General features: G+C 69.8%; 18 protein-coding genes, 1 tRNA gene and 2 pseudogenes. 14 read left to right on the forward strand and 7 right to left on the reverse strand.

Annotation, left to right across the window (positions count from 1 at the left end; genetic code table 11):
• The first annotated feature begins 73 nt into the window (after positions 1-73).
• Positions 74-550, forward strand: coding sequence for a hypothetical protein (locus ACQPY0_RS40455; protein ID WP_432973446.1), 477 nt, complete (start codon positions 74-76; stop codon positions 548-550).
• A 143-nt stretch (positions 551-693) separates the two neighbouring features.
• A complete protein-coding gene (locus ACQPY0_RS40460) occupies positions 694-1833 on the forward strand; it encodes a cellulose binding domain-containing protein (protein WP_432973449.1) in 1140 nt (379 codons plus the stop codon).
• A gap of 132 nt (positions 1834-1965) precedes the next feature.
• Here ACQPY0_RS40460 and ACQPY0_RS40465 read toward each other — a convergent pair.
• From ACQPY0_RS40465 to ACQPY0_RS40480, 4 genes and pseudogenes are all read right to left on the reverse strand, one after another.
• A pseudogene (locus tag ACQPY0_RS40465) lies at positions 1966-2028 on the reverse strand (hypothetical protein); the annotation flags it as partial.
• A gap of 248 nt (positions 2029-2276) precedes the next feature.
• Positions 2277-2987 (reverse strand): hypothetical protein, encoded by a 711-nt coding sequence (locus ACQPY0_RS40470; RefSeq protein ID WP_432973452.1) that lies wholly within the window; start codon positions 2985-2987, stop codon positions 2277-2279.
• A gap of 62 nt (positions 2988-3049) precedes the next feature.
• The gene (locus tag ACQPY0_RS40475; RefSeq protein WP_432973455.1) at positions 3050-4363 is read right to left on the reverse strand and encodes a M20/M25/M40 family metallo-hydrolase; all 1314 of its coding nucleotides are present in this window, start codon (positions 4361-4363) and stop codon (positions 3050-3052) included.
• Positions 4364-4437: 74 nt separating this feature from the next.
• Complete coding sequence (locus tag ACQPY0_RS40480) at positions 4438-4722, reverse strand: hypothetical protein (protein WP_432973458.1); 285 nt, start codon at positions 4720-4722, stop codon at positions 4438-4440.
• A 208-nt stretch (positions 4723-4930) separates the two neighbouring features.
• Between ACQPY0_RS40480 and ACQPY0_RS40485 the strand changes: the two genes are divergently transcribed.
• The 4 genes from ACQPY0_RS40485 (at position 4931) to ACQPY0_RS40500 (ending at position 7330) form a co-directional block, all read left to right on the forward strand.
• Entirely contained in the window at positions 4931-5527 is a 597-nt protein-coding gene (locus ACQPY0_RS40485; RefSeq protein WP_432973461.1) for a hemerythrin domain-containing protein, read from the forward strand.
• 230 nt (positions 5528-5757) lie between these two features.
• Positions 5758-5841, forward strand: a tRNA-Leu gene (locus ACQPY0_RS40490).
• Between the two features lie 126 nt (positions 5842-5967).
• Entirely contained in the window at positions 5968-6453 is a 486-nt protein-coding gene (locus ACQPY0_RS40495; RefSeq protein ID WP_432973463.1) for a hypothetical protein, read from the forward strand.
• Positions 6443-7330, forward strand: a complete 888-nt coding sequence (locus ACQPY0_RS40500) for a tyrosine-type recombinase/integrase (protein ID WP_432973465.1) — start codon at positions 6443-6445, stop codon at positions 7328-7330. The genes ACQPY0_RS40495 and ACQPY0_RS40500 overlap by 11 nt, the downstream gene beginning before the upstream one ends.
• A gap of 272 nt (positions 7331-7602) precedes the next feature.
• Here ACQPY0_RS40500 and ACQPY0_RS40505 read toward each other — a convergent pair whose 3' ends face one another.
• Positions 7603-9687, reverse strand: a complete 2085-nt coding sequence (locus ACQPY0_RS40505) for a hypothetical protein (protein ID WP_432973467.1) — start codon at positions 9685-9687, stop codon at positions 7603-7605.
• A gap of 941 nt (positions 9688-10628) precedes the next feature.
• On the opposite strand from ACQPY0_RS40505, the gene ACQPY0_RS40510 reads away from it, so the two are divergent.
• Together ACQPY0_RS40510 and ACQPY0_RS40515 are read left to right on the forward strand one after the other, a co-directional pair.
• Positions 10629-14507, forward strand: a complete 3879-nt coding sequence (locus ACQPY0_RS40510) for a hypothetical protein (RefSeq protein WP_432973469.1) — start codon at positions 10629-10631, stop codon at positions 14505-14507.
• Positions 14508-14817: 310 nt separating this feature from the next.
• Positions 14818-17337: a tetratricopeptide repeat protein gene (locus ACQPY0_RS40515; RefSeq protein WP_432973471.1), complete on the forward strand. Its 2520-nt coding sequence runs from the start codon at positions 14818-14820 to the stop codon at positions 17335-17337.
• Here the strand turns inward: ACQPY0_RS40515 and ACQPY0_RS40520 are convergent.
• Positions 17330-17959, reverse strand: coding sequence for a DNA-binding response regulator (locus ACQPY0_RS40520; protein WP_432973473.1), 630 nt, complete (start codon positions 17957-17959; stop codon positions 17330-17332). The genes ACQPY0_RS40515 and ACQPY0_RS40520 overlap by 8 nt on opposite strands.
• A gap of 139 nt (positions 17960-18098) precedes the next feature.
• Between ACQPY0_RS40520 and ACQPY0_RS40525 the strand changes: the two genes are divergently transcribed.
• On the forward strand, positions 18099-18389 hold the full coding sequence (locus ACQPY0_RS40525) for a hypothetical protein (RefSeq protein ID WP_432973475.1): 291 nt from the start codon (positions 18099-18101) through the stop codon (positions 18387-18389).
• Between the two features lie 55 nt (positions 18390-18444).
• Here ACQPY0_RS40525 and ACQPY0_RS40530 read toward each other — a convergent pair whose 3' ends face one another.
• Positions 18445-20385, reverse strand: a complete 1941-nt coding sequence (locus tag ACQPY0_RS40530; RefSeq protein ID WP_432973477.1) for a hypothetical protein — start codon at positions 20383-20385, stop codon at positions 18445-18447.
• A 126-nt stretch (positions 20386-20511) separates the two neighbouring features.
• Here ACQPY0_RS40530 and ACQPY0_RS40535 point away from each other — a divergent pair, with 126 nt between their 5' ends.
• From ACQPY0_RS40535 to ACQPY0_RS40555, 5 genes and pseudogenes are all read left to right on the forward strand, one after another.
• Positions 20512-20799 (forward strand): hypothetical protein, encoded by a 288-nt coding sequence (locus tag ACQPY0_RS40535; protein ID WP_432973479.1) that lies wholly within the window; start codon positions 20512-20514, stop codon positions 20797-20799.
• A 61-nt stretch (positions 20800-20860) separates the two neighbouring features.
• A complete protein-coding gene (locus ACQPY0_RS40540; protein WP_432973481.1) occupies positions 20861-21064 on the forward strand; it encodes a hypothetical protein in 204 nt (67 codons plus the stop codon).
• A 244-nt stretch (positions 21065-21308) separates the two neighbouring features.
• Positions 21309-22402, forward strand: a pseudogene (locus ACQPY0_RS40545) (IS110 family transposase).
• 206 nt (positions 22403-22608) lie between these two features.
• Positions 22609-22767 carry a hypothetical protein gene (locus ACQPY0_RS40550; RefSeq protein ID WP_432973483.1) on the forward strand — a complete coding sequence of 53 codons (159 nt, stop codon included), beginning with the start codon at positions 22609-22611 and terminating at the stop codon, positions 22765-22767.
• 217 nt (positions 22768-22984) lie between these two features.
• The gene (locus ACQPY0_RS40555; RefSeq protein WP_432973485.1) at positions 22985-26539 is read left to right on the forward strand and encodes an NB-ARC domain-containing protein; all 3555 of its coding nucleotides are present in this window, start codon (positions 22985-22987) and stop codon (positions 26537-26539) included.
• The last annotated feature ends 47 nt before the right edge of the window (positions 26540-26586 follow it).

Raw genomic sequence — 26586 nt, forward strand, 5'->3', positions numbered from 1 at the left:
ACAGCATCTCTTTGGCCGGGCGCACGTCGCCCCACAGCTGCCGCCGGTCCGCCGAATTCGTCCACAGTGGACCATGCAACCGCTGCAGGGAGGCCACGATCGCCGTGTCGATGCCGAGGCTGCCGATGTCGTCGAGGCCGTCGGAGCCGGCCGAGCGGAATCCGTCGGGGTCGCGGCGCAGCAGCGTGACGTCGCAGATGCCGCCGAGGTCGTAGACGAGCAGGTGCCGGCCGGCAGCACCCCGCCGTGGTGCGCGGCGGAGGCGGCGACCGCCGCGTACGGTTCGGCGACGAGCTCGACGTCGGCGAGCCCGGCCAGGCGCGCCGCCTCGACCAGCAGCGCCCGGCGGGGCGGCCCCCAGTTCGCCGGATGCGTGAGCACGGCACTACGGATCGGCGTCGGCGGGCCCCGCGACGCGGGTGGCCCCGGCCATGATCCGGGTCAGCACCGCGGCCACGAGGTCCTCGACGCCACCTTGGCGCCGGCGAGCAGCACCCCCCTCGTCGATGCCGAGCCGTGGCGACTGACCCGTCATGGACGGCGGGGGTAGCGCCCGGCCCGCCGGTAATTTTCACGGCCCCGCCCGCGCTCGCGGCGCCGGGTGATTCGTTCGCATTGACCGGCTTCGTGAGCGGGTCTAGCTTGCCGTGTCGAAGCGCATCGACAACGGTCAGTGAGAAAGGTCGTACCGCCATGCGAAGTCGTACTCTTGCGCTCTCCCTCGGGGCCGTGGTCGCCCTCAGCGCGGCCGGGGCCGTGGCCATCGCCCTGCCCGCCTCCGCCGCGGCCGGGTGCCGGGTCGGGTACCAGATCACCAACGAGTGGCCCGGCGGGTTCGGAACCAACGTCACGATCACCAACCTCGGCGATCCGATCTCGAGCTGGACGCTCGTGTGGTCGTACTCGGCCGGCCAGACGGTGACCCAGGCCTGGAACGCCACCGTCACGCAGAGCGGCTCCACGGTGACGGCGAAGAACGTCGGGTACAACGGCTCGGTCGCCACCGGCGCGAGCGCCTCGTTCGGCTTCAACGGCTCGTGGAACGGCAGCAACCCGGTGCCGGCGAGCTTCACGCTGAACGGGACGGCCTGCACCGGTACCGTCACGAACTCCCCGACGCCGACCCCGTCGCGAACCAGCGCGTCCCCGACACCGTCGCAGACGTCGGGCACCCCCGGCGGCGTGCCGTCCGACGCCGCCTGGGTGGCGACGGGCGCGTGGGACCAGTGGACGAACAACGGGTACACCGTGATCAACGACGTATGGGGCGGCGGCGCCGGCCCCCAGACGATCTGGGCGCGCACCGGCATGAACTGGGGCGTGGTCGCCGAGCACCCGCGCACCAGCGGCGTGAAAAGCTACCCGCACACGGGCAAGACCCTCAACCGCACGCTGAGCTCCCTCGGCTCGGTGCGCAGCACGTTCAACGTCTCCGTCCCCGCCGACGGCGACTACGAGACCGCGTACGACATCTGGGCGAACAACAACGCGTACGAGGTCATGATCTGGACCAACCAGCGCGGCGCCGTGGGCCCGATCGCGGAGTCCTACGACTCGGGCGGCGCGGTCCCCAGCGCCCGCAACGTCAGCGCCGGCGGGCACACCTGGAACGTGTACCGTGGTTCGAACGGCGCCAACGCCGTATTCTCGTTCGTGCGCACGTCGAGCACCAACTCGGGCTCGGTCGACGTGCTGGCCGTGATGAACTGGCTGCGCACCAACGGCTGGTGGGGTGACGTCACCGTAGGGCAGATCCAGTTCGGCTTCGAATTGAGCGGTACGGCGGGCAAGTCGAACTTCGTCTGCAACAACTTCACGCTCGACTACAGCTGATTCGGCTTTCCCGGGCGGGGCGGTTGCGCGCAGCCACCCCGCCCGGCTCACCGCTTCAGCGAGTGGCGCCACCGGCTGCCGGTGCACGTACTCCACGACCTTGCGCATGTTCGCCTCATCCGCGTCGGTCAGGCCGGCCTTCCTCGTGTGCGGGATGCGCACGATGCGCCGCCCGCTGTCGTGCCCGGCCGACATCACGCCGGAGGTCCCATCGCCTCCCGGCTCACCGACACGCTGCAGCGGCGGGTGCCGGGACGCGGCCCCGAGCCCGCCCCGCGGCACGGCCGGCGGCGTCCGGCGTATCACGCCGTGACGCGCCGGACCGCAGTGCGCCGTGACGCGGGGCGGTGCGCCGTGACGCGGGGCGGTGCGCCGTGACGCGGGGCGGTGCGCCGTGACGCGGGGCGGTGCGCCGTGACGCGGGGCGGTGCGGTGCGCAACGGTCAGCGGCGGTCGGCGGCCTCGTCCGCGGCGGCCTGCCCGGATACCTCGTCCTCGTCCTCGCCTTCGGCCAGTTCGTCGTCGACGTCGACGAAGGCGTGCTCGTCGAGGCGGTCGACGACGCGGTCGGCGGCGGACAGGGCGAACGGCCCGGCGCCGTCGTTGTCCTCGTAGGTCTCCGGGTCGAGCGGGGTCTCGACCTCGGCGACGATGACCACGCCGTCGAGGGACTCGAGCTCCGGGATGTCCAGGGCGCCGAGCGAGCCGTCGCCGGCCTGCATCAGCTCCAGGACGGCCTCACCGACAGTCTCCACGGCGGCGCTGTCGCCGTCGCCGGGGTTGGCGCGGCGGGCGGCTTCGGCCACGGCGAGCAGGGCGCCGACGCTCGGGACGCGGTAGTCGCGGCGCTGGCGGACCGAGATCACCCGCGGGTGCGGGTCCTCGGCCTCGGCGCCGTCGACGATGCCGACGCCGAACTGGCGGTCGGCCTCCTCCGGGTCGATCGCCTCGACGTCCCACGGGGTGACCTCGCCGAACTCGTCGAGGAGCAGTTCGTCGTAGCTGTTGGAGGCGTTGTTGAGCTCGACGTAGGCGCGCCACACCTCGTCGTCGTCGGCCCGCCCGTTGGCGGCCTTGACCGCGGCAAGATGCTCGCGCGCCGCCGCGATCACGCGCTCGATCGCGGCGTCAAGCTCCGCGTGCCGGTCGGTCATGATGGGACTCCCCCTGAGATCGATGAAGCTCTGGTCGAATCACTGACTGTGATCACTGTCTATCAGGACTGCTGCAGGAACCGGTCGAGAACTCGCACGCCGAACTGTAGTCCCTCAACGGGAACGCGCTCGTCAATGCCGTGGAACAACGCGCCGAAGTTCAGGTCCGCCGGCAGCAGCATCGGCGCGAAGCCGAAGCACCGGATGCCGAGCTTGGCGAACTGCTTGGCGTCGGTGCCCCCGCTGAGCATGTACGGCACCGGCAGCGCCCCCGGGTCCTCGGCCCGCAGCGCCGCCCTCATGGCCTCGACCAGCGCCCCGTCGAACGTGGTCTCCAGCGCCGGCTGGCGTTGGATGTATTCCAGCTCGATGTCCGGCCCGACGATGCGCCGCAGCTCCTCCTCGAAGATCTCGGACTGCCCGGGCAGCGTGCGGCAGTCGATGGTGGCCGAGGCACGCCCGGGGATCACGTTGTCCTTGTACCCCGCGGCAAGCCGCGTCGGGTTGGCGGTGTTGCGCAGTGTCGCGCCGATGATCATCGCGATCGGCCCGATCTTGCCGACGGCCTGCTCCGGGTCGTCGAGGTCGAACTCGATGCCGAGGATCTGCGAGACCTGCTCCAGGAACGCCCGCACGGTCGGCGTGAGTACGACCGGGAACTTGTACCGCCCGACCCGGGCGACCGCCTCGGCCAGGGCCGTGACCGCGTTGTCGTCGTTGATCATCGAGCCGTGGCCGGGCCGGCCCTTGGCGTGCAGCCGCAGCCAGTCGATGCCCTTCTGGGCGGTCTCGATCAGATAGAGCCGCTGGTCCCCGCCCACGCTCACCGAGAAGCCGCCGACCTCGCCGATCGCCTCGGTCGCGCCCTCGAAGTAGCCGGGGTGCTCGTCCACCAGATACTGCGCACCGTAGGTGCTGCCCGCCTCCTCGTCGGCCACGAACGCCAGCACGACATCCCGCGGCGGCTTGCGGCCCTCGCGCTTCATCTGCCGGACCAGCGCGAGCACCATCGCGTCGAAGTCCTTCATGTCCACCGCGCCGCGGCCCCACAGGTAGCCGTCCTTGATCTCGCCCCCGAACGGGTCGACGGACCACTCGGAGGCGTCGGCGGGCACGACGTCGAGGTGGCCGTGGATCAGCAGCGCGTCGCGCGAGGGGTCCTCGCCCTCGAACCGGGCCACGACGCTGGCACGCCCCGGCGCGCTCTCGTGGATCGCGGGCTGGAAGCCGACCTCGGAGAGCTTCTCCGCCACATACTCGGCGGCGACCCGTTCCCCGGCACTCGTGTCGAGGTCGCCGGTGTTGGTGGTGTCGATGCGCAGCAGGTCGCGGCAGATTTCGATGACCTCGTCGGTGGCGTCCATGGGTGAAGTCATATCAGGCTCCTCCGACAGTTTTCCGGGTGGTCCGGCAGCGGCTACACTGTGTCGCCAGGGGATCACCCTGTGATTCACCAGCCGCCGCCGACACCCCGGCCCGAAACGTCGGGGCGGAAATAATCCCAGGTGGAGACCCGAAGACGACCCCGTACGCGGCTCCCGGCCACGGCGAGATGGCCGTTGAACTCGATCAAGCACTGCCGGACCCGGTCGTGCCGGCCCGCCTCGGCGGACGAGGCCGCGCCGCCCACCTGCCACAGCCGCTTCAGCCCAGCCGGATCTTCACGTCCGACAGCCCCGACTTCAGCGGGCCAGCGCCGCGTCAAGCGAGGAGCGAACGCCGCGACGCCGGCCATCGAGGCCTCCGAACGCCCGCACTGAAGGAGCGGCCGGGGCAGTCGACGTACCCAATCGAGTCGCTCATTGAGGCGAAGAAGCCGCGAGGCCTCCCCTTACTGAAGATTATGCATGCCAGATGACGATACTGGCGAGTAACCTGCCGTTTCAAGAAATGCCCGCCCGGGTACCCGCCCGTCACCACCAGTGATGCGAGGAGGTACCCCCGTGAGTGCGGCCCCACTGCCCCCACTGCCACCCGTGCCGGGTGTGCCCGACGACGAATTGGAGCCCGCCGGCCCCAGCATGATCGAACTGCTGGAGGAGGAGCACCGCCGGCTCGGCCGCCTGTGCTTGCGTGCCGCGACGGAGCCCGCGGCGTCCGACGTCCTCGTGGCGACGCTGGCCCGGCACATCAGCACCGAGGAGCAATACCTTTATCCAACAGTCGCATCGGTACTGCCCGAGGGCCCCCAACTCGCCGAACGCGAACTCGCCGCCGACACCGAACTCCTCGTGGCCCTCCGCCGCCTGCACGACGCCACGGACGAGGCAGCCCTGGCGACGGTCACCGAACACGTCCGCGCCCACGCCCGCCGCACCGGCACCGAGCTCTTCCCGGCCCTGCGCGAGCGCTGCACCGGCCCCGAACTCGTCCGCCTCGGCAACCGCGTCGAGATCGCCCGCTCGGCCGCCCCGACCAGACCCCACCCCGCAACCCCGTCGACCCCGCCGCTCAACAAGGTCGTCGACCCGGCCCTAGGCGTCGTGGACAAGGTACGGGACGCCCTCTCCCGCCGTACGACCTGGGAAGAAGATCTTTGACGAATCACGTTTATCGATCATCAGCCCCGGCAACCACCAAACCGGAACCAAGACACGGGGCGGCCGGCTCCCCCCTCCGGCCACCCCGGCACGCCGAGACCCCCGGCACCCTCGCGCCGGGGGTCTCCGCGTGTCGACCCCCCGATTCGTCAAGATCGCCCAGGACCGTGTAATGTCTCGCGTGGCCGTTGGCACGGGGTCGGAAGACACCGAGTACAATGGTTCAGCCGGTCGAAGTGGCGGAATGGCAGACGCGCTAGCTTGAGGTGCTAGTGCCCGTATAGGGCGTGGGGGTTCAAGTCCCCCCTTCGACACAGATCTTGGTGGCAATTCACCAACGTAGCATCCTTGCATCATCGCTGGTGGGCACGCCGGCCGACCCGAGCGGGTAACAACCCGGTCGGGTATGTGTATGTCAGCGCCACTTTCGGGCGACGACGATGACCGGCGCGAGGCGCACCATCCCGGCCGCAGCCGAGCAGATGATCGCGGCGCTCATACCCGCTCCACTCCCCCGGCCCAGGCCGCAGCCTCCGCCGCTGCCGAGCCTGCCGTCCCCGCGCACCTCTCCCCCGCAGGCTCTCCCGGAGCTCGACATCGCCCGGCTGGACCGGTCCGGGCGGGTATCGGCCCGGCTGCTCCTCGAGCGGCTTGGCTGGCGTCCCGGCCAGCGGCTGCGCACCGACGTGGCCGATCCCGCGATCCTGATCTGGCCGGATCACGCAGGTGCCCCGCTGGTCGGTGCCCGCGGCGACCTGACCCTGCCGGCCGCGGTACGGCAGATGTGCGCCATCGCGATTGGCGACCTCGTCGTCCTCGCCGCTGACCTCGATCGCGGTCTGCTCGTCGTTCACCCCGAGGACACCGTGGCGCGACTCCTCGCGGACCTGCACGTGCGGCTGATCGCAGATGGCCATGGCCGCTGATCCGGCGAAACTCGCGGCCGCCTGGGCATACCTGGCCGAGCTCGGCGTCACCCTCGCCGACCTGCAGCACGACGCCCGACCAGCACTGCCGACATTCGACGACTACCTCCCCCAAGTCCTGGCCGCGGCCGGTCCCGGCGCCTTACGTGCCTACCGCAGCTACTGGCAGCGCATGACCAGAGCCTGGGGAAACCAGGCGATCGACAGCGTCACCGCCAGCGACCTGCAGGCGATGCGGCAACACGTCACCGGCAGCGCCCAGGCCCGCCGCAACAGCCGCGGCGGACGCCACGCCGGCGAACTGTTCATCGCCGCCGCCCGCGCCTTCTACAACCGGGCCATCGCCGACGGACTCATCCAGACCACGGACAGCCCGGCCCACCGGGTCGGCAAACCACGACGGCTGCCCAGCACCCGACGGGCCCTGACGCTCGACGAACTGACCGAGATCAACCTGGTCGCCCGCACCACCGGCAACGACACCATCCTCGACGCGCTGCTGCTCCGCCTCCACACCGAAACGGCCTGCCGTCGAGGCGGCGGTCTCGGGCTGCGGCTGCAGGACCTCGACGCCGAGCAGGGCCTGCTCCTGCTGCGCGAGAAGGGCGGCACCGTCCGCTGGCAACCAATCAGCCTCGACCTCGCCGCCAGCCTTGCCCAGCACGCCGCCGTCCGCGGCGCGCTCCTGCCCACCGACGCTTTGCTGCGGTACCGCAACGGCGCCGCCCTGACCAGCCGCCGCTACGACTACCTCTGGCACCGCATCGGCCAGCACCTGCCGTGGGTCGCCGCCCAAGGCATCAGCATGCATTGGCTGCGGCACACCACCCTCACCTGGGTCGAACGACACTTCGGCTACGGCACCGCCCGCGCCTAGGCCGGCCACACCGACACCACCGGACCAGCAACCACCACCTACATCCGCGCCGACCTCCAAGCCGTCGCCACCGCACTCGCCGCCATGACCGGCCACCCACACCCACTCGCACAGCCCATCGACGACCTCCGGGTGGTCTAACGCTCCGCTCGCTTGAACACCGACATCCGGCATGAGCGACCCCGAGCCGTCCCGAATTCGGCGTAGTCCTCACGGTTCAAGTACGGCCACGGTAAGCGGTACGTAGCCGCTCCACTCAGGCGAAGAGTCGATCAGTTCAGCGCGGTCACCGCTGCCCGAAGCTCCCGGCGCAGTTTGTCGTCCTCCCAGACGGTGTCGTCCCAGGTGCCGTAAAGAATCACCCGCTCGTCGCGCTCGGCGAGCTCGGTGAGCCCGGGCACGGCCGTGGTCGCGCCCATCTCCACCAGCAGCGCCACCGCCTCCGAGCCGCCGTACGGGTCTGCGGCGTCGGTCAGCAGCGGATCCACCAGCTCGACCGGGTCCACGCCGTGCCGCCACAGCGCCCAGGCGGCATCGACCCGGGCCCACCGGTTGTCCAACGCCTCGTACAGCAGCGGCCGCAAGCCGGCAGCGGCGGGTGCCAGGTCGCCGGCCAGGTGGGCGGCCTCTCGGGCCGATACGTCTCCGGCGCGCAGCACGGCCTCGACGGTCGGCAACACCGCGGCCGCGTCACCGGTGGCCGCCCACACCACTCGCGCAGCAGCCATCTGCGCTTGACGGGCCGGGATGGTCCGCTCGGCCGTGCCGGTCAACATCGGGCGAAGCCGAGGCACCAAGGGCACGGCCGCCGGACCGGTGTCAGCGACAAGCTTCAACTCGTAGTCCATGCCGTGCGGCGGCACGCGCTCCAGCATCTCGGCCGCAGCGGTTACCAGCAGCCCGGGATCGCCGGTGAGCCGCCACACGGCGTGCCCGGCCCGGGTGTCGCCGGCCCGGCGCAGGGCTGGTAGGGCCTCGTGCGCGGCAGGTCCGATCGCGGCCAGCGCCAGCGGGGCGGCGGCACTGGCGGCGGGCAGCGCGGCGATGAGCTCCGGAACCGCCGGGGCCGCGTCCGGACCCCATCCCACGAGCGACGTCACCGCCTCGATGATCGGATTGCCGGGCACCCGGGCGCCGAGCAGCGCGGTGATCCGGCGGCGCACCCCGTCCAGGGCGACCGGATCGAACTGCGGCACATAGTCGTCGAGCAGCCGGTCGGCGGAGGTCCAGCAGCCGGCCGCCCACGCGGCGAGCATGGGCTCCCGCCAGCGCCGGTCACCGAGCCGGACCAGAACGGTCAGCGCGGTATTCGCCGGTTCCGGGTACACCGCCAGGCCACCTGTCGTGGACCGGGAAAACGGGTCATCCGTCCGCTCCGGGACGGCCGCGAGGCCACCGGCGGCGATGCGGGCCAACTCGTCGGCGACCGCCGACGCGGCTGTGCCGGCATGCAGGGCCGCATCCACCGCCGCGCTTACCACCTTCTCGTCCGGGTCGGTCAGCAGCGCGCGTAGCCGGGGCATCAGCGCCGACGGCGCAGACCGTTTTGCCCGGAACCGGGAACGCAAGGCTCCTGCCAGTCGGACGCGTCCAGCGGGCGCACCTCCGCCATCCAGCAACGCCACCGCGAGCGCATCGGCCGACTCGGCGTCGAGCCGCTCCAGCGCCTCGTCCAGCACGCCTCCCCCGGCCCAGGGAGTGCGCCATTCCTCGGCGGCGAAGGCCGCCGCCATCGCGGCCACGGTCTGCGGCGGCAGCGCGAGCCCGGCTTTCGCGTACGCGAGCGCGGCCGCCGCCGGGACCGGAGCCGCCTCGTCGGTGGCCGCCGTGCACAGCAGATCGGCGCACGCGGGACCCTCGTGGTGCGCGATGCCCAGCAGCAGCGCGGCCCGGACCACGGGCTCGGACTCGACCGCCCACCGGCCACGCAGCGCCTCCAAGGTGTACGGCCCGCAGCGGGTCAACGCGTAGGCTGCGCCCGCTCGGACCTCCGGGTCCGCATCGGCGAGCTGCGGCACCAGGGCGCCGCTGCGGGCTGCGATCGCGTCCCGGACCGCCGGCAGGTCGGGGCCGTTGCTCTGTTCCGGATCGGTGAGCATGCCGAGGGTGACGAGGAGGTCTTCCCGCTCGTGTACGCCGGGTGTGGTCGCCAGCTCGACCAGGAACGGTACGGCGACCACGGTCACCGGGTAAACGCTGCCCTGATGCCAGATCGACGAGTAGAAACCGTACCGGCCCTCGCTGGCGGCCTCCGGATCGGGGTCGGCCATCGCCCGCAGAATGTCCGGCGCCTCCGTGGCCGGGCCGTAGGCCCCCTCGTACGCCGACCAGTCGATCTCATCGAGTCCCACGAGCATCGCGCCAATATAGAGGCCCGTTCCCAGAGGCCCTTCGCCGGTCACCAGACGGGCACACGCTGCAAGATTGCATCCCTGTTTCATGCAGGGCTGCTATGAGTTGGGGTCCCCCCCTTCGACACGGCACCGCCCGCGCGTACGCCGGCCACACCGACACCACCGGACCAGCTACCACCACCTATATCCGCGCCGACCTCCAAGCCGTCGCCACGCCCTCGCCGCCATGACCGGCCAACCGCACCCGCCCGCACAGCCCATCGACGGCCACCGAGTGGTCTAATGCAGCTTTGAACACCCCTGCGTCGCAGCACTGCGGCATGGCGTCGCCGAAGCATCCCGACCCAGCGTGGACACGACCTGCACACCAAGGGCTGGCTCCCCGTCGAGGACGAGGTGTTCGATACGTCCGTGGTCGTCTTCGACACCACCTTCCGCCACGAAGGCCGGGTTTACCTGGGTGAGCCTCGCAGGCGACGACCTGGTGACCGCGCCGCCCCTGGGCAGGATCTGGGCGAGGGCTGGATGCCGATCGCGCACATGTTCGGTCCAGGGACGGACACCGCGGACCAGGCTGGCACCGCGCCGCCCGAGAACAGCGAGACGAGGTGTGTCTCTGATCGGACCCGGCCCTGAAGCGTCGCGCGATTCCGGCCCCATCTCGGTCACAGTGAACGATGAACGCTCAACGTTCCGCGACTTCGGGAGGTCGCGGGGGTGCGCTGATCGCGTGGCATGGCCGGGAGACCCCGAAACCTACCAGCTGAACACCGACGCCCTCTCCGCGCGCGGGCTGCGTGGTCCGGAGCCTATGACCGGTTGTGTCGGATCGGCGAGTTCGACTCGTGCTGCAGTCGCCGGCTCAGGCTTCCGGTTCCGGCGCTCCCGCACACAGCACTATGTCGCACACCGGTACATCGACCGCACCCCGATAGTGTGGGGAGATGAGCGAACTCCTCCCGACGTCTGGTATGGGCGGATATGCCCTGGAGGAGTTTCTCGGCGACCTGCTCAAACGCATGGCCCGCATCCCGGGCGCGGACCCGCGCCTGGTGAGTTCATCGCGGAACGGCACAACCGGGCAGAAGCAGGGCGGCGTCGACCATCGCGGCACCTACTCGGACGGAACCCACGGCGCCTGGAGCTGCAAAGACCTAACCAAACTCACCGACGCCACCATCGACAAGGTCATGGACGAGATGTCGGAGGCGGGCGAAACCGCCGACCGGCGGATCATCGTCTACTCGCGAAAGGCCGGCGCGGACGTCCGAGCCAGGATCGATAAACTCCCCGATTGGGACATCTGGGACCAGGAGGACCTCGGCGATCACGTCCGGTCCCTGCTGGTCCAGGACGCGCGCGCACTACTCGACACGCATTTCGGCGAAACAGAGCGCCGGAAGTTCCTGGCGGACCCGGGCACCGACGCGTTCGTGTTCCTCGACGCGTACTTCGCGCCGCTGCTGGACCCGAAGGACCGATTCCACCATCGCGCGGCACTCGTCGGCCGCGACCCCGACGTCGCCGCGATCGTCGCCGCGCTGCGCGATCCCGCCGGTCCGCGGGTCACGTTCATCGAGGGACCCGCCGGCCGCGGGAAGTCTCGTCTAGCGCTGGCGGCCCTCAGCCAGGTCCGGGACGAGCTTGAGACGGTGCCGGTGCTCGCCCGCGCCGACGGCTGCACGTTGGACCAGGACGCGTTTGGTGAACTGCCCGTGGCGCCGGCGATCGTCCTCGTCGAGGACATCCACCGCGACCCGGCGGGCCTCGACGGGTTGCTGCGGTACGCGCGTAACACCAGCGGGGTGCGGGTCGTGCTCACCGGCCGGCCGGGCGGGCGGGTGCTCTGCGAGCGGGCGCTCGTGGCGGCCAAGTTCGGCCTGCCCGACCTCACGGTCCACGAGGTCACGCCGCTGACCGCGTCCGCCGCCAGACAACTCGTCGCCGCCCTGCAGGAGGAGGTGCATCTCACCGCGCCGTTCGCCGAGGGCCTCGCCCAGGCGGCCCGCGCCACGCCGCTACTCGCGGTCCTGGCGATCGAGTTGATCCGACGCAACGAGCTCACCACCCCGCTGGCCGTCAACGCCGACCTGAAACACGAGATCATGACCCGCTACGGTGAGGCCGTCACCGACGGCGTCCCCGGCGCCACTGGCTCGCAAACCAGGAAGATCCTGGCCACGATCGCCGCCCTAACCCAGATCCGCCTCGCCGACCTGCCACTGCTCGACGCGCTCGCCAGCTTCCTCGGCATCGGCCGCGGCGAGTTGCTGCAGGTGATCGAAGCGTTGAACGGCCACGGCGTACTGCTCAACCGTGACGGCCTCGTCGGGGTCGTCCCGGACCTCCTCGGCGATCACCTGCTCGCCGAACAGGCCGTCATGATGGGCCAGGACAGCGGCTTCGTCGATCAGCTCTGGCAAGCGTTCCCGGACCAGCAGCTCATGCTGCTGACCAGTTTCGCCAACCTGGACTGGCGCCTGGACCACGTCGAACCCGGTGCCGCATCTGCACCGGATCTGTTCAGCTCCAGCTGGACCGACTTCCGGGCCCGCTTCACGACCGCTGACCACGCGGTGCGCTGCGAGGCGCTCGACGCGCTGACCGCCGTCGCTGCGACGCAGGGCGCCAGTGTGCTGCCGCTACTCCGAGACGCGATCACGAGTTCGGGCCCGAACGTCCCACGCGGCTGGCTGACCCACAACGACGTACGCCGACGCTGCGCCCGCTTGGCCGGCATCTGCGCTCGCACCGACGCCGCGCTGCTGGCCGACGGCTTCGACCTGCTCTGGGGGCTCGCCCGGACCGACGCCAGCCCGCCCCACCAGGACCCCGACCATCCGGTCCGCGTGATCGAGCAGCTCGCCGAACTCGGCGCCCCAGCGGGCGTCGCCACCGCCGACGTACTGGTGGATCGGGTCGCCGCCTGGCTCGCCGAGCCGACCGACGCCTCATGGTGCCGCAGCCCGCTGTCGGTGATCGAGCCGCTGCTGGCCAAGTCCGGCACCACGCAGCACTGGCAGCTCAATGCCATCGAGTTCCGGCCCTACACCGTCGCACCGGCCTCTGTCCGGGCACTTCGCGACCGTATTCGTCAGCTGCTCGCCCCAGTCCTGGCCGGCGCCGACGCCGCACCGGCCGTCGAGGCTGCGAGCCTGCTCGGCGCCGCGCTCGGCGAGCCGGTCGCCTACTTCGGTCAGACGATGCCGGAGGAGACGATCCTCGCCTGGGAGGACGACGACCTGCAGACCCTCGCCGTGCTGTCCACCGCGGCCGCAGACACCACCGAACCGCTCATCCGCTGCCGTATCCGAGCCGCCGTCACCTGGACCGCCGAACACGCGACCTCAGCCTCCATCCGCCACGGCAGCCGAACGCTGTTGGCCGCCATCGAGGCGCACCACGAGGACGAGCTCACCGACCTCCTCGCGACCGCCGACCACGACAGCCTCGCCCTCGCAGACCTCGCCCCCGACCCCGACACGGACGGCAAGACGCCCGGCGACGGTCAGAGCGCCGTCGACCACTACGAACGGACCGTTGCGCGGCGTGAACAAGCTCGCCAACAGCTCGCTGTCCGGCTCTGGCAGGACGCCCTCGACGCCCGTGCGCTGGTCGAGCGGCTCGCCGAACGCGTCACCGTCATCGCCGCAACCCAGACCGGGCCTGTCGCAGGGCTGGAACAGACGCTTCGGACTGTCCTTAACGAGCGGCCAGAGCACCGGCGGGCCGTGTTCGACGCGATCGTCGCGGCGCCGCCAAGCCCGCTCGACGCCGCCGTCGCTGTCGTGCTCGACACCCTCCTGGACGACCGGACCGAGTTCCTGCAGGCGCTGCAGGTCGCGGTTACCAGCCGGTCCACGGTCTTCACCGGCGCGCTGCAGGGCTTCTTCCGGGGCGGCTGGAGCGCAGTGGCAGCCGACGCCGCGATCGTGATCACCGACGCCACGACACACCCCGACCCGGCGATCCAGTACACCGCGGTCCAAAGCACTGGCGCGCTGCTCCGCGCAGACCCACTCGGCACCGTCCCGCTGCTGCTCACGTTCGTCCCCACCGCGCCGGACGCAGTCGTGTCCGCCATCTGGATCGCGGAGGGCACCGACCCGGAGACGTGGGTGGCGGCCATGAGCGACACTGAACGGCGCGCCATCCTCGACCTGTTTCGCGCGCTGCCGAAGCTGCAGACCGCAAATCGCGGCACCCTCATGGCGCTCGCCGACGCGCTGCCCGGCGACGTCCTCGACGTCCTCGCCCTCCACGCCGAGCGTGGCGGATCGCAGCTGCTGCGACCCGGATGGGGACTCGAACGTCCTTTCGCCGACTATCCCAGTGCGCTGGTCACCTGGGTCGAGCGCTCCGCGGAAACCGCCGGCATGCGGCGGCTCCAGCGGAGCAAGATCTGGCCAGCCATCGCCGGTATTCGACCCACCGCCGGCGCCACAACCGCCATCACGACCATCGCTGCGCAGGGCACCGACGACGAGTTGCTGTTCCTCGCCGAGTCGCTGGCCCACTGCCCGAACTTCGTCCTCGACGAGCCGGTACTCGTCGCCGAGCTCGTCGAAGCCCTCGACCGCCACCCCAACATCAACCGCAACCAGATCTACGGCGAGCTGCTCGTCTCCGGAGTGCCCCGCGCATCCTGGACACCCGGACAGCCGGCACAGCAGAACATCGACAACCGCGACCGCGCACAGACGCTTGCCGATGACGACACGCTCAGCGACGAGGCCCGCCAGCTCTACCGCGATCTGCACGCCGAACTGCAACGCATCATCGACCGAGATCTCAAGGCCGACCAGGCCGAAGCCGAAGGCTAGTGTCGCCGCGTCAAGACGCCGATCGGAACATCCATAGCGCCGATCGAGATCGGTCAGCCGATCTACCGATCTAGAACATTTCCACCCTCTTGACGCTGTTCGGGGAGACCTGACGGTCGGACGACGGGTGGGGGATCTCTCGACATCCGGAGCCGGTGCCGTCGCGGCGGCGACGCAATCAAGGGCGGCGATGCCATCGTCCGGTAGGGCTATTCATTCTGGCAGAAGGTAACGGCATGATGACGGAGTGGGATGGGTTAGGCGAAACAGGGCACGGGTCGGAGTCGGCGTTGCCTGCCTGATCATCGCGGTGGCGTTCTGGACCGGCGCTCTCTCCGCGCTCGCCGGGCTGGTCACCAACAACCAGCTGAACGGCCCGCAGAACGCCTTGGACGTCGGCGACAAGCTCGGCGGAATTATCACGACCGCTATTGCCGTATACGCCCTGATGCGACCGCAACGGAAGGATCCACCGCCATCCTTTTACCGGCGCGACGCAGCCCCGCTGTTCGTAGATCGGAACAGCGAACGTTCGCGACTCCGGTGGGCGTTGCGAAGTCGGTGGACCCGCGTGATCGTCGTCCAGGGGGATGAGGGAGTCGGCAAGACGGAGCTCGTCACGCGGGTCGTCAAGGAGCTGAACGTCCCCTACCACACGCACCAGGTCACTCCGACCGACCACCCTTCGGCGGACACCCTCGTGCGAGACCTCGCCGCAGGCGGCGACTCGACCGATCTTTCCGGCCCCCCGTTCGACGAGTCCATGCTGGGTCGTCTGGAGAGGGCGCTCGCCCGGTACCATTCCGAGCGCGTAGTCATTGTCATCGACAACGCGGAGCTCCTGCTGGACCAGGACGGACACCTCACCGATCTCGCGCTCGACGAGGCGTTCCAGGCGCTCGCCATTGCCCGGCACCGCGTGCGGGTCATCCTCGTGACGAATGTGCTGCCGCAGCGCTCCGATTCGCACGAGAGGTGGCTGCCGAGAAGGCCCATCACCGTACGCGGGCTGCCGTTCGGCTACTTCAAGAGCGTCGTCGGCGAAAGACGCGACAGCCGCTCACGGACGGCTGCCTTCCTCGACGACGAGACGCTGCGGCGCTTGTGGCGCGACCTCGGGGGCCAGCTGCGGCTCGCGGAGCTCTTCGACGCCATTACCGAACGACGGAAGAGTCCACCGGCGGCGGATCTAGCGGCTAAGGTGCGCGCCTGGGTCCGACAGTCCGATGACGTCGGGTACATCCGCAAACGCCTGATCGGCCGACTTATGGAGACGCTCTCGCCGGAGGGTAAAAGGGTGTATGAGGCCCTTGCCGCCTTCGCCGCTCCTGTCAACGCCGACGACGTCACCTCTGTCGTAAATAGTGGAGCTGAGCCGGAGATAAGCCTCGAGGACATCCAGCAGGAGCTTGGCGAGCTGAGCCGTTACGTAGTGCGGAACGTCGACGGGTTGTACTTTCTGCCGATCCGGGAGGCGCAGCGCGCCCTGGACTGGAGTGACGTTCCGGAGGCCGAGGCACAGCGAATGCGGTGGCTGCTGCGCACCGCCGCCCTTCGGCTCAAGTTGAAGCGCGTCTCGTCTGCCGAGCCGCACCAGGCAGGGCGCTCGGCCTACTTTCCGGAGATCGATGCCTTCTTACGGGCCGATCTACCCATCGAGGCGTATAAATCAATGATCGCTATCGACACCGCCGGTCCAGGCCGGCCCGACCTCCGCCTACGAGCGCGCCGCGAGAAGATCTCTGAGCAGATCAGCCCTGATCTCCAACCTGCGAACTACAACGTTCTCGGCTACCTGTTCCACCGCGGCGAAAATTTCGATGGAGCCGAGGAGGCGTTCCGGCAGGTGCTCGACCTGGACGGCGGGGTCCCTGGGATCCAAGCGACGGCCAGGCTGCATTTGGGCTGGCTCCACTGGTCGCGCGGCGATGCCGGGAAAGCACACGAGGAGTTCGAAGAGGCCCTCCGCCTGGCGCCCGGCGCATCGATGGTGAGAGCCAGCGCCCTTGAGGGCTTGGCGCGCGCCAGCCGGCGGGAGGTCCGCTTTACCGACGCCGTCGAGTTGATGGAGCGAGCGCACAAAACGACGGACGCGGGCTCGCCGCAGCGGGTTCGCGTGGCCGTCCGGCTCGCCCGGCTCTACCTGGACGTGCAGCGCAACGACGACGCGGAACGCGTCGTCGAGGAGGCTCGCGAGATTGAGCACCGCCATCCGGACGAATCACTACGTGCGCTGTGTCTAGACGCGCTGGCGGACGTGCGGCTCGCGCAGGACCGCGACGACGAGGCGCTCTCGTATGCCCGGCAGGCCCTTGAACTGGCGCTGCGCAACCACGACTCGTTCACCGGGCTCCAGGCCCGTCTGACGATCTGCGCGGTGCGGCTGAGGACGAAAGATTTTCGCCGCGCCCGACGCGAGGCTGCGCTCGCTGAGCGCTACCGCGATGCGGAGCGATCGTTGATCGTGATCGCCATACGAGCGGTGGCCGCTCGCCGGCTGAGGCGTCGAAACGAAGCTCGCGCCGCCTTCGAGAGCCTGCTCATGATGGCACGTAAGCGTACGGGCAACGACGGCCAGGACTTCGCCGCGTGGGAGCTCGCGGGGCTGGCACTGTGCGGCCTGCACCTGGAGGCTGGCGGACCGGCCATCCACGAGGCCGTCGACGCGATCAACAAATCCCGGCCCAACACGGCCCAGGCGGCACCCGGCCATGCGAAGTTCATGACGTTCCTGGTCTACGAGACTGCCGTCGATCGAGCCGAACGCGAGCGACTGCGCCCGGTGCTGGCCATTCTTGAACGGGATCTGGTCCAGCCGTCGGCTAGGTGAGCCCCGGGTCAGTGACGTCCTGAACCAGCCAGCCCTGCTCCTGAGCGCGGACGATCGCCTGGATGCGGGTGCGGGCACCGAGCCGGCGATACAGCGTTTGAAGCAGTCGAAACATGGCCCGCTCGGAGTATCCGACCTGCTCGGCAAGCCGGGCGACCGTCATCCCATCGGCGAGGTAGCGCAACCACACCCGCTGCTCGGCCGTCAGCATGCTCTCGCCACGGTCGGTGGATGCCACCCCGGACAGCAGGGCAGCCACCACCTCTGCCGGCAGCACGGCCTGCCCCCCGGCCGTCGCCTCCACGGTACGGGTCAACACTGCTGCGCTCGTGCCCCGGGGCAGAACAGAGCGTGCACCGGCTCGCACGGCCTTCGCGCCCGCGGCGGCCGACTCCTCGGCGAGCATCGCGATGACTGGGTACTCGTTCGTAGCGGCCCGCAGACGCCCGAGCGCGTCCCAACTCGTGCTGGTGTCGAGGGTCAGCAGCACCAAGCCGTCATGCCCGCGGCGTAACCACGCCAGAAGATCGTCTGGCGTCTCTACGACGTGGCCGGCTGCAGACAGAACGGAGACGACGCCTTGGCGGTACATCGGTAGTGGATCAATGACCGCGAGCCGCATGGCGATGAGCGTAGGCATTCGGCCGCTGGACAGGCGCAACCCCGCCAAGCATGTCAGGGACTTCCACCTACCTGTCATGGTCATGCCCGATGGACCGGCCATAGCGTTGAGTGACGCAGCTACGGCAGGGGGTGACGATATGGGCAACGACAGCGACTTTGGCATCGGTCCGTTCGTACCGATCAGCGAAAGGGACGAGCAGATCCGCCGAGAGGCTCTTCTCGCGCAGATCTGGATATCACCCGAGAACCTCGCCTTTATCCTCAGCGTGGTGCAGGCCGCCGCAGCGACCGCACCGGACACTGACGAGGACCACGAAAACGACGTCCTCGCTACCCTCGCCATCAAACACAAGTTGAATGCGGCCGAGTGGCGGCTCCCCGTGCTACTCGTCATGGCAAGCTGGCGATACAAGCAGGCTGTCCACTGACAGTCGGCGCCTGGCTTGCCCAGTAGCTGCAGCCAGCTTTGGAGTTTGGCGGAGGTCACGGCCCGCATCGATCGCCGAGTGTGGCGGCCGCCGCTCGCAGGTCGGACCTGAGGTGGTCGTCACACCACACCATGATGTGCGGGCGGTGGTCGTAGACGACGGACCGGTCGCGCTCAGCGAGCCGATCCAGCCGCGGGGCCGCCTTCGTCGCGGCGATCGTCACCAAGGCCTGCACCGCCTCGGCCGACCGGAGGCCGTCCTCGACGGCGGCCAGCAGTCTCGGCGTCAGATCGTCGGCGGGCACGCCCAGCCGCCACAACGCCTCGGCGACTGGAGCCGGGTCCGTGGTCGAATCGAGGGCGACAAGCAGGTCGTCGATCAGCTCGGTCCAGCCGAGATCGGCGGCGAGCGACGCGGAGAGTCCGGCGCTCAGCCCGCCCTGGCCCGCGATCGAACGAACGGTTGCCAGGATCTTGTCCACGGGCTCACCGGCGGCGACCAGGACCCGGGCCGCGGCCAGCTGCGCGCGGTGGACCCTCGGCGGCGCATCGCCGGGCCGCTGCCACTTCCGCAATGTCTCCAGCAGCCCCGGCAACTTCAGGCCCGCGTCGACGGCCATCGTCAGCCCAAGGGCGACCTGCGGCAGCTCCGAGGCGTCGATCGCCTGCCGGATCGCCTCGACGACCACCGACCGGTCACCGGTCAACCGCCGGCACGCGAACGCCAGCTCGGCGAAGCCCTCGCTGGGCAGCGAACGCAGCGCCGGCAAATCCGCCGGCTCGGCCGCGTCCATCCGGGCCAGCGCCCACGCCACCTCCCGAGGTGCCAGCGCACGGGCCGCCCGTAGCTGCGGCGCCAGCGCGGATGCTCGCGCACCCAGCCTCTGCAACTGATCGGCCAGCGTCACCACGACCTCGGCATTACCGGCCGCGGACGCCCGCCCCAGCAGCGCGCCCACCGCGTCGACCTGTGTCGCGCTCAGCACGGGCCAACCGCAGGCCGTCCACCCGCCGAACTGCACCCAACGCGGGTCGCCGAGCCGGCCCAGCACCCAGATCGCCTTCTCACGCGCGTCGGCCGGCGTGTCCGCGAGGGTTGCGGCCCGGGCCAAGTCGTCGGCCCACGGCGCCGCCGCCGCTCCCGTCGCGGCCACGGCGTCGACGGCCGCCGCCCGCAGCGACGGGTCGTCGTCGAGGAGCAGCCGCCCGGCCCACTGCGCCGCCCACGCCCGCGCCAGGCGATGCCAGCGGCAGCAGTCCTCGACCGCCCGCAGCACCGGCACCGTCGACGGCAACGCGTCGAGCAGTGCACCATCGGTCGCGCACAGCAGGTCCGCCAGCGTCAACTCGCGACGCCGCCAGTCGGCCGGCGCCTCCGCACCGGACAACACCGCCGCCGCCGTGTTGGGCGGCAACGGCAACCCGGCCCGGACGCTCACCAACGCTGCCGCGACCGCAACCGTACCCTCCAACTCCAGCGTCCCGACCGCTTCCGCCCCGAGCGCCAGCAGCAACGCCGCCCGGACATCCGGCTCCGCCTCCACCGCCAGCCGATGCCGCAGCGGACCCGCATCGACGCCGGCCTGGGACAACGCGTACACCGCCGAGGCGCGCACCGCCGCATCCGGATCATCAAGCAACGGCACCATTCTCGGCGCCAGCGCCTGCAGCGCGCCGCGCTCCTCCGACGACGGTCGGAACGACCGCTCCGAGTCCGCCGCCCGCCCGGCCGCGGACAGCGCCGTGGCCCGCCCATGCGGCGCCGACCGGGCCAGCGCCACGAAATGCGGCACTGCCGCTGCAATCACCGGCGCAAGGCGGTCCAACGACGGGTAGCGACCGTTCACACCGAACAGACGCTGAAAGATGCGCTCCCAGGCGGTGTCCGCCTCCTCTACGGACGCAGACTCCGCACCTGCGAGCATCTCCGGCACATCGCCGTAGTCCTCACCCCATGGATCGACGGCCGGCGGCTGCCGCCGCCCATCACCACTCACGAATCCACTGTAGGACCCCTTCGGGAACATACGGATCAGTGCCGAGGTTGCCCCCATGGGTGCAGGCCCTGGAAGAGTGGGTAGCCGCCCACCTGAACTGGTACTCGCACCCGCTTGGATCTCGTGGTGTTGTACAGGATCGCGCCGGGCATCCTTCCGCTGTACGGCCATCGTGAGGTGGTGCACTCGCGGCGCTGGCTTCCCAGCGGAGGGCCGGAGTTCGCGGTCGTCAACATCTGGCGGATCGGGGGTGACGGGCTGATCGCCGAGGGGTGGGAGATCATCGAGCCGGTCGCCCCGGCCTTCACCAACGTCGTGCGGTGGAGCCCGCATGGTGATGGAACCGTCGGCGAGCCTCGTGCGTCGCATTGGGGGTGGCGGGCGACCGGGAGAGTTCTGTGCGTATCGCGCTGATCCCCGTAGTCGACGCAATGCTGCGGCGGCACGACCTTCTTCCCGGTGACGGTGACCGCGGATGACCGCACGCAAACGCGCCGAGCTGGACACGGTGCGGGTCCTGCTGACGCAGTTGGGGATCACGCCCGAGGAACTGCTCAGCAACCCCGCGCCTCGCGAGATGCCGACATTCGCCGACTACATCGACCGGGTCGCGGAGGCCGTGACACCCGGCACGCGTAACGCATACTGTGAGTCTCGGTTTGCGGCTTTGAGAGTCTGAAGCCGTGCTCCGGCTGCTGCGGTCTGACCCGTAACGCAACTGGCTCATTCGATGCCTTGGCGCCGATCTGTCGGCCGTCGGCAGTGGGAGCGCATGCTGTCACCGGACCGGTAGAGCGTGTCCCGATAGGGGCCTTGCTGCGAACAAGCGCACCGTCACAGTTCTGACCGCCCCACCGGTCCGGCGATGGCTATCCGCCCCACGAGCCATCGGAAGGACGAACACGCCATGCCCAGGATGCCCCATCCAGGTCCGGCCAGGCACCCAGCCGGTCAGCCCGACCCGGGACCTGAACCAGGTGATTCTCGGCGTCGACACGCACAAAGACGTCCACGTTGCCGCGGTCATCACCACGCTCGGCGTCCAGCTCGGCGATGCGACCTTCCCCACCACCGCCACCGGCTACCGCCAGCTGCTGACCTGGGCCCGCAGCTTCGGCATCCTGGAGTATGCCGGCGTGGAAGGCACCGGCTCCTACGGCGCCGCACTGAGCCGTTTCCTGCACCGCCACCACATCACCGTGATCGAAGTCAACCGCCCCGACCGCGCCGCCCGCCGCCGCCACGGCAAGACCGACACCGTCGACGCTGTCGCCGCTGCGCACGCCGTGCTGTCCAGCGGGCCACGACCACCGCCAAGACCGCCGACGGACCGGTGGAGATCCTGCGCCTGCTCCGCCTCGCCCGAGCTTCCGCGGTGAAGTCCCGCACCCAAACGATCAACCAACTCAAGGCCGTCATCATCAGCGCCGACCCGGGCCTGCGCGACCAGCTCGCCGGCTGCACCAACGCCGCCCTGATCCGCCGCTGCGCCGACCTACCAGACACCACCCCCACCAACGTCGCCACCGCCACCCGATACACGCTGCGCCGTCTTGCCCGACGCATCCAAACCCTCACCGCCGAGGAACGCGAACTCCAGCGGCAGATCACCGCAGTACTGGACACCCACGCCCCGCATCTGTTGCAACGCAAGGGGATCGGCCCAGACAGTGCCTCCGCTCTTCTCGTCGCAGCCGGCGACAACCCCGACCGGATGCACACCGAAGCTTCCTTCGCCGCGCTCTGCGGCGTCAGCCTCGTCGAATTCTCCTCCGGCAAAACCCGCCGACGACGGCTCAACCGCGGCGCCGATCGCCGCGCCAACGCCGCCCTCTACCGAATCGCGCTCGCCAGAGCCCGCACCGACCAACGCACCCGCGACTCCCTCGACCGCCGCACCGCCCAAGGCCGCACCCGCCGCGAAGCCATCCGCTGCCTCAAGCGCTACATCGCCCGTGAGATCTACCAGCTCATCCAACAGCTCAACCCCGCAGGCCAAACCCCACGAACCGCTTGACAAATATATGGGGCATCGGAGCCGTCGCAGGTGCTGCAGCTGGCCGAGGAACTCGGCGACCGGGTGGTGGAGGCCCATGCCCGGCTGGCGCTGGGCCTGCTGGGCGTCGAGCGGGACGAGCCCTGCGGGCCGAGCAGTCCCTGGACGCCGCGGCCTGCACCTTCGGCGCCGTCGGCGCGGCCGGCCAGCAGGCGGCCGCTCTGGTCGTGCTGGGCGAGCTGTGGCTGCGCCTCGGCGACCGGCACGGCGCTATGCGGGCCGCGGTCAGCGCCGCAGCAGTGCTCGGCGACGCCGATCGCGACGAGGAGGCCACCGAGGCGCGCTGGCTGCGGCAGCGGATCAGCGCGCTGACCCTGCGGGCCTGAACGGGCTTGCCCAGTTGGTGTCGCGGCGGTGTGTCATGTCCGTGTCCCTCCCGGTTCTTCCGTGTGGTACTCGTGGTAACCCCGAGCAACATCGCCGTCGGTTCGTTAGACCCACTTCCGGGCCGCCGCCCACCTGCCGAGCTACTGCTGAGTCGGGGTGCGCTGTCGGTACGTCCGGCCGAGGGACGTTGTCGATGAGGTTGAGTACCGTGTCAGCGTGATTCGGCGCTGGGCTGGGGGCGTGCCTCGACGGTTGGCGTGGGCGGCGGTGGCTGCCGGTGTGGCCGGTGGTGGGGCGTGGGCGGCGCTGGCTGATGGAAAGAAGGGTTGGACGGTGGTGGCCGCGTCGGTGGCGGCCGTGGTGGGGGCGTTCGGGCCGTCGGTGAGTGAGTGGTGGCGTGGGCGGATCGACAACGAACTGCCCGCGCCGCCGGCGGCCGTTCCGGTGGCGAACTGGGTCGTGCCCCGCCAGCGAGAGCTCGACGACGTCATTCGTGCGCTGCGTCGTGGCCGACGCGAAGTCGGCATCACGACGGCCCTGCACGGGGCAGGCGGATTCGGCAAGACGACGCTCGCGGCGATGGTCTGCGACAGCAGCCAGGTGCGGAGGCAGTTTCGCGGCCATATCTACCAGATCACCATCGGATCCGAAGCCAGAACCCCCATCCTGATCGCCTCCAAAGTGAACGAGCTCGCGGAACTGATCACCGGGGTACGTCCAGGATACGTGGATCCCCAGGCGGCAGGTCAGCATCTGAGTCGCGTGCTGGACCACGGTCCGAGCCGGCTGGTGGTGCTCGACGACGTCTGGGAAGCGGATCAGCTGGTGCCGTTTCTGCACGGTGGCCCGAAGACGGTCCGGCTCGTCACCACCAGGATCCCGTCCGCGCTGCCGCCGGGCGCGCATGCTGTTCTCGTCGATCAGATGTCGCGCAAACAGGCACGACAGGTGCTGACGTTCGGCCTTCCCGGCCTACCACCGATGCTGACCAAAGGTATGCTCGACGCGACCGGCCGGTGGCCACTACTGCTCCGGTTGTCCAACCGGGTCCTCGCCGACCGGCTCGAAGCGGGCGTCGACATCACCGCGGCGGCCCGGGAGCTGTTGGCCAAGCTCCACGAGGCGGGGCCGGCGGCCGTCGACAGCATGCGCACCGATCCTGTCGAGCTGAACCTCCACATTCCCACGCAGCGCGCCCGCGCAGTGCGGGCCACAGTGGAGGCGAGCACCGGACTGCTGCACGACGAGGCCCGGGCCCGTCTGCTCGAGCTGGGGATATTTGCCGAGGACGAACAGATACCGGTGGAGCTGGTAGCCCGTCTGTGGGCTGCGACATCGGGGATGGCGTTCGGTGAGAGCGCCGGACTGTGTGCTCGGCTCGGGCGGCTCTCCCTCGTAACGCTGACCACGTTGCCGAACGGTGGCCCGACCATCGGACTCCACGACATCATTCGCGCCTTCCTGCGCAACGAGATCGGCCCCGATGCGCTCGGCCGACTGAATGCCACCCTCGTCGACGCCATCGCCGCCGACCTTCCCAGAACTGCTGCAGGCCACCAACTGCCGGGCATCGCCTGGTGGCAGATGCGGGCCGATGACCGATATCAGTGGGACAACCTCGTGGGTCACCTGGTGGCAGCGGCTCGTCATGGCGAAGCTGAAGCCTTGGCGCTCGATCTGCGGTGGCATGCGATTCGCCTGCCGAGGTTTGGCCCGGCCAGCCTGACCGCCGACCTCGCGGCGGTCCGTACCCCCGATACGGCGACCTTTTCCCGAACCCTGTCGCGCATGGCGCACCTGCTCGGACCGACAAATCCGGAGCACGCGGTGTTCCACATCCTGCTGAGCCGGTTGCGCGACGACCCAGCCTGGCACGACCGGGTGGTCCGCGCCGAGGCCGCGGCTACCGATGCGATGCTGGTCAATCGATGGCCGCTGCCGGACGCGCCGAATGATGCCTTGCTACGCATCATACCGGGCAACGGCATGGTCGCCGCGCTCGCCGTGAATCCGGCCGACAACGTTCTGCTCGTCGCGGACTCGCTGGAACAAGCCGTGCGGTTTTACGACCCGGCCACCGGCAGCGAGCGGGGACGACTGCCGGTGCGCGAGCAGGGCGTGCACGCCCTGGCGGTCGCCGGGGACGGCAGCTGGCTCGCCATCGGTGGCAATGATGTCCTGCTCTGGGACATGGTCACCGCGACCGAGTCTCGTCGCCTCAGCGGGCAATACCTGGGTGTGAGGTCGCTTGCCGCCAGCCCCGACGGTCGCTGGCTCGCCGTCGGTGACGGTCGCGGCACCATCCACGTTTGGGACCTCGCAGCCGACAAGAAGCTGACAGAACTCGCTGGGCACAAGCTCGATGTATTTTCGCTCGCGGTATCCGGTGACGGTACCTGGCTCGCCAGCGGCGGCCGGAACGGGATAGTCAAGATCTGGGATACGGCGAGATGGACCGAGTCTACCCACCTCTCGCTCGGAAACGGCGCGGTGCGAGCGCTGGCGATCTCGCCGGACGACACGTGGTTGGCGACAGGCGACGACGAAACGAGCCGGATCTGGGACACCACGACGTGGACCGAGACTGCCCGCCTGGACAGTCCCGCGAGCCACCTTGCCGTCGCACCGGACGGCTCGTGGCTCGCGGGCGCGGGACGACGCATGACAATCGTCTGGGACGTTGCAACCTGGAGGGAGCGGGCTCGCTTCGCCACACGCATGGACGTCGTCTCAATGACAATCGCGACTGATGGACGGTGGGTTGCCACCGGCGATCCGTACGGGGCGGTCTTCTTCTGGGATGCAGCATCGGGTGGTGTCGCGGAAGCTACAACCGCCCGCACTGATCGGGTACACCATCTCGTGGTGACCCGAGACGGTTCCCACATCGCCGCGGTAGCGACAGGCAACGGGCGAACTTGGGGATTCGGCAAGCCAGAACCTTCCAGGCACAGCATGCGGATCTGGGACGCGACCGGCGCCGAGCCCCGATTGACGCTGGAGGCGACCCTGACCGTTCGAGCCCTCGCGGCCAGTCCGGACGGAGGTGGTCTTGTCGGGCTCGGGCACGAAGGCAGCGTTGTGGCCTGGAACACTTCGACGTGGGAATGGACGGAAACGAAAATCCGCGATGCGGATTCATTTGGACCGTCGCCAAAGCTGGCGGTCTCACCCGACGGGGTATGGATCGCCACGACGTGCGACCAGGTCGGCACAGTCCTGATCTGGAAGGCAGCCGGTTGGGTTGAGCACGCCCGGCTGCCGGGCGTCGCCGAAAATATCACCGACATGGCGTTCGCTCCCGACGGCGCGTGGCTCGCCGTGTCGAGTTGGCACAGCAGCATTCGCATCTGGGACACCAGGACCTGGACCAAAATCGCAAATTTCGCTGACGGAGACAGTTCGGTCTGGTCGTTGGATGTCGCACCTGACGGCGCGTGGCTCGCGGCCGTCAACTACGGCAGCGTCGAGATCTGGGACACCGCCGATTGGGTTCACGTCCGTACTCTCGATGCGGAAGAAAGAGGCATGCACGAACTGGCGATCTCTCCTGACGGTGCCTGGATCGCCGGGACGGGACCTGCTCAGTCCACCGGTGCGATCGAGGTCTGGGACGTCGCGTCGGGCACGAGGGCGACGATCATGCGGGTCGACGGCTCGGTTGGCAAGCCGGTGTGGCTTCCGGGCTCCTCCACGATCGCCGTACCTGGATCGGCGGGCGTCTACCTCTTCGAGTTCCGGCCGGCCGGCGCCGACGAACTGCCCGCATAGCGTCGGCCCGGGCCGTAGGCACGCCCGGTGACCGGCCGTCCGGGCGG

The sequence above is a fragment of the Dactylosporangium sp. CA-233914 genome (assembly GCF_050942935.1).
Taxonomy (GTDB): Bacteria; Actinomycetota; Actinomycetes; order Mycobacteriales; family Micromonosporaceae; genus Dactylosporangium.